Here is an 11,388-nt window from a genome sequence, read left to right on the forward strand (position 1 = left end):
GCGAACTTCGCCTGCAGCACGCTGCCGACGACCTTCAGCCTGGTGCTCGGGGTAACGAACACGCCGGGCGCGAGGCCCGCGTCGATGGCGAACTTCGCGGTGTCCTCGGCGGTGACCAGCAATCCGCCGGCCTGCACGAACTGCTTGAGGTGGGCCAGGCCGCTGGCGCCGAGGCCGGGGCGGATGTCGTCGGTGGCGTCGATGTGACCGAGGTTCGGCGTCAGCGCGGTGGTTTTCCACGGCATCGGGTTGCCCCACATCGGCAGGCCATCGACGATCTGCTGCAGGCTGGCGCCGCCGACCGGGGCGAACAGGATCACGTCGTACTTCGCGCGCAGGTTGCCGGCCCTCGCCACGTCCTGGGTGCTGATGTAGCTGTACGGCACGTGGAGCCGGTCCAGCGCCATGCGCCACCAGCCCTCGGTCTGGGTATCCAGCCAGGTGTGCATCAGCGCGATGCGCGGCAGCTTCGCGGCGGGCGGCATGTCGATCGCGGCCAAGCCCTGCGGCACCGCGATCGGCTGGCCGGCCGGCTCCATCGGCGCCTTGAGGATCGCGGTGTCGGTGACGCGCGCCACCTGCACGTCGAACAGGTCGCCCATCGACCAGGCGGTGTCGTCGTAGGGATGCTGCTGCGGATCCTTCGGCGACCAGTACTGGCGATCCAGCAGCGCATCGGCGATGCGCGAGTACGGCTGGTCCATGCGCACCACGTAGCTGCCGGCGGGGAAGGTGCGCGTCCCGGCGTCCTTCTTGTCGTCGTCCCGCTTCGGCGACGTCACCGTGACCGTGACCGGCGCCGTGAGGCGGCTGACCTCCGCATGCTGCAGCTGCATGATGCGCAGCAGCTGCGCCCGCGAGCCGCTGCGCCTGTCGTCGGCCGGGAAGACATAGGCGGCCGGGCCGGCTTCCTGCGGCTTCTCGATCGAGCGTTTGCTCTTGAGGTAGAAGTTCTTCAGGAACAGCCGGCCGTTGCCGGAGAAATAGTCCAGCGCGGTGAGCAGGCCGGTCTGCTGGTAATTGTTGTTGTTGCGCTGCGACCACAGCACGGTCGGCAGCGGCGGGTTCGGCTTGTACCAGGTGCGCTGGTACTCGCCGGGAGCGAGGATGCGCTGCACGGTGTCGGCGCCGTCGTTGCCGAACGTCTCGTACAGCCGGCTGATGCCGTTGTGCATGGCGGCGATGAACATCAGGTAGCCCGGGCTCCAGGTGTCGAAGTCGCCGTGGGTGAACACGCCGGGCATGCCCAGGCGGGTCAGCTGCTGCACGTTGTCCCAGCCCAGCTGCTGCCACTCGCCGGTGAGGATGGGGTCGATCCACGCGTTGTACGGGCCGTCGCCCACCGTGTTGTCGTACAGGAACGGCACCGACTCGTGCAGGTCGTGCAGCACCTGCGCATGCCAGCCGACATAGGTGTCGGCCACGTTGCGGGTGAGGTTCAGCGTCATCGCCATCGCGTCGCGGTTGTTGTCGTGCGCCACGTAATGGCCCCAGTACAGCAGCGGCGGGTAGTTCTCGCCCGGATGCGCCAGATGCCAGTTGTAGCGGTCGACCATGCGGTCGCGGCCATCCACCTCGACGATCGGCGTGATCAGGGTGACCACGTGCGAGCGGATGTGCCGGATGTACGGCGCCTCGTCCACCGCCAGGCGATACGCCAGCTCCATCAGCGCGGTCGGCGCGCCGCTCTCGGTGGAGTGGATCGTCCCGGTGATGTAGTAGACCGGCGTGGACTGCGCGATCAGCTGGTCGGCGGTGGCGTCGTCCATGCCGATGAGGCGGGGATCGGCCAGCTTGGCCAGGCGCGCCTTGTTCGCCTCCAGGTCGGCGAGCAGGCTTTCGTCGGCGACCGCCACGGCGATCATCTCGCGGCCCTCCTCGGTCCTGCCGATCGAGAACACCTTCACCCGCGGACTGGCCGCGGCCAGCGCACGGAAGTAGCGGTAGACGTCGGCCGAGTAGGGCAGGTAGTCCGGCGCGCCGGCAATGTGGCCGAGTACCTTCTGCGGCGTCGGCACGGTCGCCGAGGCAGGCAGGTAGTCGGTCAGCGGCGAGTTGAACGAAGGGTCGGTGGTGAACTTCAGGATCTGGTCGGTATAGCCCTGATCGATCGGCTGGGCGGGATCGCGGGCGTACGGTGCCAGCCCCTCCGGCGTGGTCGCCGCGAAGGCGCTGGCGGCAGCGAGTGCCAACAGGGCGACGAGTGGGAGTCGGATCGGCACGCGCATGGTGAGTATTCCCCTGGGTTTGCGAAGGCAACGGATCGCCGCACTCTGCCAGAACGGGCGCGGCCGTGCCTGGCCCATCGGTTGGATGGGCTTCCGGCAAGCCTGCCGCGTCTTCCTGCCGGCTGGACCGGCGCGCGAATTCAATGGGCTGAACTGGCGCCGTCGGCAGCGACCGTGCCCGTCGCGGCCGCGCCGGGACCGATGCTGGCGTCGACGAATTGCAGCAGCATCGTGTACAGCTCGGTCAGGTTCGCCTCGCTGTAGAAGCCGTGCATCTCACCGGATTTGTCCAGCCATGCATGGGCCACGCGACGTTTCTGCAGGGCCGCGCGCAGATTCCTGCCCTGCACCGACGGCACACGCCGGTCGCCGTCGCCGACGACCAGCATGACCCTGGCCTTGAGGCGGTCGAGCTGGTTGATCGGTGACCGTTGCGCCAGCGCGGTCATGTCCTCGCCCAGCACCCGCTTGAGGTAGCTCGCGCCGTATGAAGACTGGGGGATATCACCGCTGCCGTGCATCAAGGGCAGGTCGTAGATGCCGGCGTAGCCTATCGCGCACTGGTACAGGTCGGGTTCCTTCACCGCGCCCTCGAGCGCCGCGTAGCCGCCATAGCTGCCGCCGTAGATGCAGATGCGCCGCGGGTCGGCGATGCCCTGCGCGATCGCCCAATGGGTGGCATCGGTGACGTCGTCCTGCATCTTGCCGCCCCATTCCCCCCAGCCGCTGCGCCCGAAGTCGTAGCCGTAACCGCCGGAACCGCGGAAGTTCACCTGCAGCACGGCATAGCCGCGGGTCGCCAGCAGCTGCACGTCGGACTCGTAGTCCCAGCGGTCGCGCTCGGCATAGGGACCGCCATGCACCATCACCACCATCGGCAGGTGCTTCGCGTCCTCATGGTCGGGCGGGAAACTCACGTAGCCATGCAGCTTCACGCCGTCGCGTGCCGCGAAATCGAACGGCTGCTTGCGCGCCATCCGCTCCGGGTCGATCCACGGCATGCGCGAAAACAGCAGGCTCGGCTTGCCGGTCTTGCGGTCGAACAGGTAGAACGTGCCCGGGTCGGCGTCGGCCTCGACCAGCATCACACTGAGCCGGCCGTCGTCGGTGCCGGAGACAAAAGTCACCTGCTCGCCCGGGAACTGCTTCATCAGCGAGATCAGCACCTGTGCGTCGGCCGATTCGCTGTCGAACAGCGCCATGCCTGGACGGCCATCCGTGAAGGCCACGCCCGCGATGCTGTCCCTGGCCAGCCCCTGCAGCAGTTCGTCGGCCTCGACCTGCGGATGGCTCCACGCGGTTTCCAGCGCGCCGCTGGCCGGGTCCCAGCGGCAGACGCCGAAGCCTCCGCCGCTGGCGGGGCAGGTGACGTAGACGGCAGCGTCGTCCCGGGTGAACGCCAGTGGCGTCGAACGGTTGTTGCCCATCTCCGGCAGCAGCTGCCAGCCGTCGCCACCCACGGGATGCTGGTAGACCTTGAAGCTGCCGTCATTGGCCGTGCCATAGGCGAAACGGATCCGGCCCTGGTGATCGGCGACAAAGCTCGCGCCGCGCATCGGCGCGGCCAACATCCGGATCTTGTCGCCGGTGCGCACGTCCATGCGGTAGGCGACCGGCAGCTCGAGCTCCAAGCCGGTGGCATCCCACAGGCTGACGGCAACCAGCACGTGCAGGGGGTCATCCGGTATCGCCGCGATGAATCGCGCGTTGCCGCGCTCGGCGGTGGCGTGCGGGATCAGTGTGCCGGTGCTCATGCCGGTCTTGCGATAGCCGTAAAGCATGTTCGGGCTGCTGCCATCGGCGTTGACCGCAAACAGCTCGCCGGTCGGTATCGGCGCATCGTAGCCGCCGAGGCGGGTCGCCACCGAATACAGCACCCGCTTGGGCGAGGCCCACCAGAAACCGGTGACGTCATCCTCCTCGCGCGGGCGGACCAGGTTGCCCTTCCGGTCGGACAGGCGGATCAGGGCCAGTACGGTCTGCCCCTTCACGATGGTGGTGGCGGCCAGGTACTGCCCGTCCGGAGAAATCTTGACGTCCTGGTACTGCGCGCGCCGCGCCAGGTCGGCTATCGAAACCGGCTGGGCATGCAGCACGGCGGCAAACAGCAAAAGCAAGGCAGCAACGGTCCAGCGTCGCAGTTCCATCATTGGATTCCCCTGTCGTGACTGCGCGAGCGCACCTCGTGTGCGGCCGCATCCCCGGATTATTTATAGCAGCACGGCGTCAGTCGACGCGAGCTTTGCACGAGGCGGGTGTGTAGTTGATAGGTCTGATAGGTCACGTAGCAGGCAAGTCAGTACCGGTGATGTGCCTCAGATATTTGCCTATTGTGGGCACAAGAATCCCTTGCTATCTTCAAAAAACCGAACGCAATGTCCGGTATAGGGGATACAGGGATGAAAGTTGGTACGCAGGGATGCCGTATGGCTTCCGTTTTCTTGGCATCAGCATCTGCTGGCGATGCATATGCGCCCGGCACTCACGGGTGTGTCCGCCACCTTCCTGAAAACCCATTTTGGCCTGCAGCAAGCATTGGCGGCCATTTGCTTCGACCATGCATGCGGCGACCCGCCACGGTTTGTCATGGCGCGATCGCGACCAACATCCGGAGAGTTTCATGAAAGTACGCCAGACGGTGTGGCTGGGACTCCTGCTTGTGCTGGTGTCCGTCTCGATCCATGCTCAGGTGGCCAGTGATGTGGAGCCGTACGAGGAATTCGGCAAACGCCTTCGTGCCGCGCAGGAAGTGACACCGCTCAAGTCCGATCTCTTCGGCGACAAGCTCAGCTTGTACAACGGTGCTTCCGAGTTCGATCTCGTCGATGTCGATTTACCCGGCAACAGCAGTCTGCCCGTGCAGCTGCGTCGTCGTCTGGTCATTGAGGACCGTCGCAAGGACCCGGGCAACTTGGCGGGTCTGGGCGATTGGGATTTGGACGTGCCCTATATCGTGGGCACGTTCACTCAGGAAAACGGGTGGGTAGTCCGCAACGGCGACAATCCCGATTACGCCCGCTGCAGCAATCAAAGCATTCCCTATGTAAAGGTCAGCAATATCACTTACACCCCGGACTATGCCGTGGTGTGGGATGGCAATCATGTCCACATTCCAGGCGGTGCCGACGACGAGCTTCTGAAGAATACCGAAGCGAAGCTGCCGGCGATCACCGATGGAAACACCTATCCATGGGTCACCAAGAGCTATTACCGCTTTGGTTGTATTGGCAGCACCGCCAATGGTTACCCGGGCGAAGCGTTTGTGGCGATATCGCCTGATGGGGTTCGATACACCTTCAACTGGGTCGTGGTGCGCACCGCCCCCGACCTCTTGGTCGCCAGAGTGCGGACCGGCACGGTGCCGGTGGTGCAGCGGTCGCGCGTTTTTTTTCTCGCGACGCGGGTAGAGGATCGCTTTGGCAACTGGGTCACCTATACCTATGGCGGCTCCAATGGCGATCAGTTGACGCAAATCGCTGCCAATGATGGACGCGTGATCAATATCACGTGGTCCGGCAACACCGTCGTCTCCGCGGTCAGTGCCGCAGGTACCTGGTCATACGGTTATACCAATGGCGCGCTCAGCTCGGTCACTCAACCGGACGGATCGCAGTGGTCGTATACGACGGTGTCGGGATCGATGATAACCGTCAAGACCGTGGACACGACCAGCGGGGATTACTACCCGCCCAACACGCACTGCCAAATCGAACCCGTGGCCAACACCGGGGACTTCGTCTACACGGTGGGTGCACCGTCGGGTGCGAGCGGGACCTTTCACTTCAGTTACCAACGACAGTATCGAAATTACGTTCCGTTTTCGTGCAACGACGGAAACACCTACCACCTATATCCGGATGTCGACAATTTCTTCGACGGTTTTTCGCTGGTATCCAGGCAGATCACGGGGGCCGGCCTTTCTACGCTGACGTGGAACTACGATTACGGCCTCACTGCAGGGAGTTACTTCACGCCCTCCGTGCCCGGTCCCTGGGACTCGAGTGTCGAGACCTACATCACCCAGGGTACCTGTTCGGGTTGTTCTCTCGGGAGAACGGTCACGGTCACTGGCCCTGACGACATCACCAAGCTCACCTTTGGCGTGCAGTACGCCCGCAATGAAGGGCGCTTGCTGCAGACCGAGTCCGATACGCCTTCGGGTACGGTAATGAAGACCGTATCCAACACGTATGTGGGGGATGACGAGATTGCCAGCCAGCTCTTTCCCGACAATGCCGGGCAGTCGATCCTTCCGACTTACAAGAATCCGATGGTCGGGCGCATCCGGCCGACCCGTTCGACAACCACGGTGCAGGATGGCGGGGATACATATACGTTACTGACCGAGGCTTTCGATGCCTTTGCCCAGCCGACCGTCACCAAGCGTTCGAACACGATTCCAGGCCAGTCATCGGTCGAGGAGCAGGTCTCCTACCTCAACGACTTGACGCATTGGATACTGGGGCTGCACGCACAGACAGACAACCTTACCACCGGCGAAACGGTGAGCAAGGATGTCTACGATCCAAGCTCGACTACATTGTCGCAGCGTTGGCGCTTCGGCCAGTTGGTGAAGAGCTACACCTTCAACGCGCAAGGTCAGCTTGCCAGCTTTACCGACGGTAATAACTACACCACGTCCCTGAGCAACTACTACCGCGGCATCCCGCAGTCGATCAACTACCCGGACAACACGAATCATCGTCTCGTGGTCGACGATGCCGGTCGGATCATCCGCGTCACGGATCAAGCCGGTCACACGATGTCCTACGGTTACGACGCCATGGGGCGAATGACCCGTATCGATTATCCCGCCGGCGATGAGGTGGCCTGGGCTCCCAGGATTTTTGCCTACGACTTTGTTAGCGGCGCCGAGCGCGGGATCGGCGGTGGCCACTGGCGGCGCACCGTTACCACCGGCAACAACACCGAAGTGACCTACTTCGATGCGATGTTGCGGCCGCTGCTCCACGATTCGTCCATAACCGGTACGGCGGGTTCGGACATCACGACGGCGAACAGCTACGATTGGCGCGGCTTGACCACGTTCACCTCCTACCCGGTCAGTGGTGCACCAGCTCTGTCGGCGGTGACCACCGGCACGCACAAAACCTACGACACGCTGGGGCGGTTGACGCAAAGCCAGCAGGATTCCGAACTGGGCACGTTGACCACCACCACCGCCTACCTGTCCGGTGCCGGTGTGCAGGTGACCGACCCCAAGAACAACGTCACCACCACCTATGCCCAGGTCTTCGATGTGCCGTCATACGACGCGCCGATCAAGGTGCAGGCACCGGCAGGCATCACCCAGATCATCACGCGTGACCTGTACGGCCATCCGACGGCCATCACGCAGTTGGGCATCTACAACGGTACCGAGAGCGACAGTGTCACCAAGACACTGACCTACGACAGTTATCACCGCCTGTGCCGCACCACCGAGCCGGAGAGCGGCAGCACGGTGATGGCCTACGACGGTGCCAACAACCTCAGCTACAGCGCGTCAGGACTGAACATCACCGGAACCGGTTGCGGGCAGGAGCAAGTGGCCGCGACGGCCAAGACCAACTTCACCTACGACCCGATGAACCGGGTGCTGACGATCGCCCCGCCCAGCGGCACGCAGAGCACTCAATATCTGTACGACGCGCTTGGCAATATGTACTCGGCGACCTCCGGCAGCGCGGTTTGGAACGGCAGCTACAACTATCGCGGCATGCTGACTGGCGAGTCGCTGAGTCTGGTCGGTCAGAACACCTTGGCGCTGGGTTATGCCCATGACGCCTACGGCAGCCTCAGCTCGATTCGTTATCCGAACGGCGAGAACGTGAACTACGCACCGGACGCCCGCGGTCGCCCCACCCAAGTCGGCGGTTATGCCAGTCAGATCGGCTATTTCCCCAACGGCGCGGTGGCTTCGTTTACCTATGGCAGTGGGGCCGGCTACGTGGCCGAGCAGAGCGCCAGGCTACTGTTCAGCAATTTCTCGTATGGCATAGGTGGCACGTTGAACCTCAGCGAGGATGTGGTCTACGACAGCAACGGCAACATCACCAACGTCAACGACCTGACCAGCGGCCAGCGCAGCAAGCAATTCCAGTACGACGGACTCAACCGGTTGACCAACGCCGTGGCACCCGCCTTGTGGGGCACCGAGTCGTATACCTACGACCCGCTCAACAACCTGCGCACCCGCCTGTCCGCGGGCCAGACCTCCGTCTACAACTACGACGCCACCAACCGGTTGCTCAACATCACGCGCGCCGGCAGCACAGTCAACAGCTTCGGTTACGACAACCGCGGCAACCTCATCAACAAGAACGGCGCATCGCTGGTGTTCGACCAGAAGGATCAGCTGAGCCAGATCACGGGTCTCGACAGCTACCTCTACGACGCGAATGGTCGGCGTGTGCAGAAGACGCCGGCAAATGGCGGCGCGCCTACCTACTACTTCTATAACCGTGCCGGTCAGCTGATGTACCAGTACGAGCCGGGTGCCGGCAAGACCACCAACTTCATCTACCTGGGTACCAAACTGGTCGGCGATAACGAATCGCTCGTGCTGGTCGCACCCGGTGCGGTGAGCTTCGACGCCAACCCCAACAACGGCAGCTACACGGTGAGTTGGGGCGCGGTACCGGCGGCGACGGCGTATACCTTGCAGGAGAGCGTCAACGGTGGTGGCTGGGTGACGGTCTACACCGGCAGTGCCGCCAGCGCCACGCTGAGCGGTCGCACCGGCGGCAGCTATGTGTACCAAGTACAGGGATGCAACGGCGCTGTCTGTGGCGGCTGGACCGCTTCGGCCACGCTCGGGGTGCGTCCGGCGCTACCCACGGTGACGGTACCCAGCGGCACCATCAATGGCACCTACACGGTGAGTTGGACTGCACCCGCGACAGCCACCAACTATAACGTGCAGGAGAGTTTGAACGGCGGTGCGTGGACCACCATCGCCAGCGCGACCGTGTCAACCTCGATCGGCCGTCCGGGCAATGTCAGCGGCAGCTACACCTACCAGGTGGCTGCCAACAGCGCCTACGGCAATCGCGGCTGGGCCGCTTCGGTGGCGGTAACGGTCGACACAACCTACGGCGTGCTGCCCGCGGCGCCGGCGAGCCTGAGCGTGCCGGCCAGCAGCAACAACGGCAGCGCCACGTTGAGTTGGGGTGCCACCAGCCTGACCACCCGCTACGTGGTCGAGCAGAGCAGCAATGGCGGTACCAACTGGACGTCGATCTACAACGGCACGGGTACCAGCACCGCCGTGTCGGGTCTGGCTGACGGCAGCTACCTCTATCACGTGCAGTCGTGCAATACCTACGGTTGCAGCGCCTGGACCGCGGGCAGCGCCACGCTGGTGGTCACGCATCCGCCGACCACCGCGCCCACGATCAGCGTGCCAGCCAGCAACACCAACGGCAGTTACACGGTGAGCTGGAGCGGCGTCGCAGGCCAGGTCAGCTATACCCTGCAGGAGCAGCTCAACGGCGGCGGTTGGACGACCGTGCAGACGAACGGGATGACGAGCTGGAGCACTTCCGGTCGCGGTAACGGTACTTACGGCTATCACGTGCAAGCCTGCAATGTGGGCGGTTGTGGTCCCTGGAGTGCGGTAGCGAGTACCAGCGTGTTGCTGCCACCACCAGTGCCGGTCAGCATCAGCGTACCCGCGACCAGCAACGGGCCTATCGCGATCAGCTGGGCGGCCAGCGCCACGGCGACCAGCTATGGCCTGGATCAAAGCGTGAATGGCGGGGCGTGGGCGCAGGTTTATGCCAATGCGGCGACCAGCACGAGCGTGACGGCAGGTGCATCAGGCAGCTACAGCTATCGGGTCTATGCCTGCAATGCCAGCGGCTGCAATGGCTATGCGACCAGCGGTGCGGTGACAGTCACGATCCCGCCGGCTAGTGCGCCGAGCCTGAGTGTGCCGGCGAGCAGCACCAACGGCAGCTACACGATCAGCTGGGGCGGCGTGAGCGGCGCGACCAGCTACACCCTGCAAGAGCAGGTGAACGGGGGCGGCTGGACGACGGTGCAGGCCAACGGCAACACGAGCTGGAGCACCAGTGGAAGGGGTAATGGGACATACGGCTATCACGTGCAAGCCTGCAACGCCGGGGGCTGTGGCCCTTGGGGTGCGGTGGCGAGTACCACTGTGCTGTGGGTGCCTCCGGTGCCAGCCAGCATCAGCGTGCCTGCGACCAGCAACGGGCCTATCGCAATCAGTTGGGCGTCCAGTGCGACAGCGACCAGTTATGGCCTCGATCAGAGCGTGAATGGCGGCGGTTGGGCGCAGGTCTATAACGGGGGCGCGACCAGTACCTCGATCTCGGCGGGCGCCTCTGGCAGCTATAGCTACCGGGTCATGGCCTGCAATGCCAGCGGCTGCAATGGCTATGCAACCAGCAGTGCAGTGGCCGTGACCATCCCGCCAGCGAGTGCGCCAAGTCTGAGCGTGCCGGCCACCAGCAACACGGGGAGTTACACGGTGAGCTGGGGTGGCGTCAGCGGCGCCACTAGCTACACGTTGCAGGAGCAGGTCAACGGGGGCGGCTGGAGCACGCTGCAATCCAGCGTTGCCGTGAGCTGGGGTGCCAGCGGCAAGGGTAACGGCACCTACGGCTATCAGGCGCAGGCCTGCAATGCCGGCGGCTGCGGACCCTGGAGCGGTGTCGGCAGCATCACCGTGGCATTGCCGCCGGCGGCACCCGCGTCGGTCACCGCGCCCTCGTATGTGCATGGCGTCCAGTACTACGTCACGTGGACCGCATCGGTGACGGCCACGTCATACAACGTGCAGAGGAACAATCTGACCTATGGTGGTTCGAGCATCGTCGCCACCACCTCGGGGACCAGCGCGACGATCGCTGCACCCGGTTCCAGCGTGGATCTGCAGTACGCCGTGCAGGCCTGCAATGCGGCGGGCTGCTCCGGCTTCACGAATGCACCCAACCCCACGCAGACCGACCCGCCCGGGCCGATCCAATAAGGAGCTAAGGACATGGCTATCCGCAAAGGGGTGGGCGTGATGACGAAGGCGACGAAGTGGCTGCTGTGGTTGGGACTGCTCCTGGGTGGGGTGGCCCATGCGGGGACGGTGCACTATTACTACACCGACCCGCAGGGCACGGTGCTGGCCAAGACGGATGCG

Annotated in this window: 3 protein-coding genes; 1 reads left to right on the forward strand and 2 read right to left on the reverse strand. The window is 64.2% G+C overall.

Features of this window, described 5'->3' with window-relative positions:
• A partial coding sequence (locus tag RHOFW104R8_RS11640) for a M14 family zinc carboxypeptidase (protein ID WP_068205440.1) occupies window positions 1-2,228 on the reverse strand: 2,228 nt, incomplete at its 3' end.
• Between the two features lie 140 nt (window positions 2,229-2,368).
• Window positions 2,369-4,375 carry a S9 family peptidase gene (locus RHOFW104R8_RS11645; RefSeq protein WP_235604438.1) on the reverse strand — a complete coding sequence of 669 codons (2,007 nt, stop codon included), beginning with the start codon at window positions 4,373-4,375 and terminating at the stop codon, window positions 2,369-2,371.
• A gap of 473 nt (window positions 4,376-4,848) precedes the next feature.
• Between RHOFW104R8_RS11645 and RHOFW104R8_RS11650 the strand changes: the two genes are divergently transcribed.
• Entirely contained in the window at window positions 4,849-11,226 is a 6,378-nt protein-coding gene (locus RHOFW104R8_RS11650) for a hypothetical protein (RefSeq protein WP_161487784.1), read from the forward strand.
• Window positions 11,227-11,388: the final 162 nt, after the last annotated feature.

The sequence above is a fragment of the Rhodanobacter sp. FW104-R8 genome (assembly GCF_001617365.1).
GTDB lineage: Bacteria > Pseudomonadota > Gammaproteobacteria > Xanthomonadales > Rhodanobacteraceae > Rhodanobacter.

Excerpts from the sequence above, each read along its gene's own strand:
- RHOFW104R8_RS11650 (WP_161487784.1), top strand. The coding sequence starts at position 4,849 with ATGAAAGTACGCCAGACGGTGTGGCTGGGACTCCTGCTTGTGCTGGTG.
- RHOFW104R8_RS11645 (WP_235604438.1), bottom strand. The coding sequence starts at position 4,375 with ATGGAACTGCGACGCTGGACCGTTGCTGCCTTGCTTTTGCTGTTTGCC.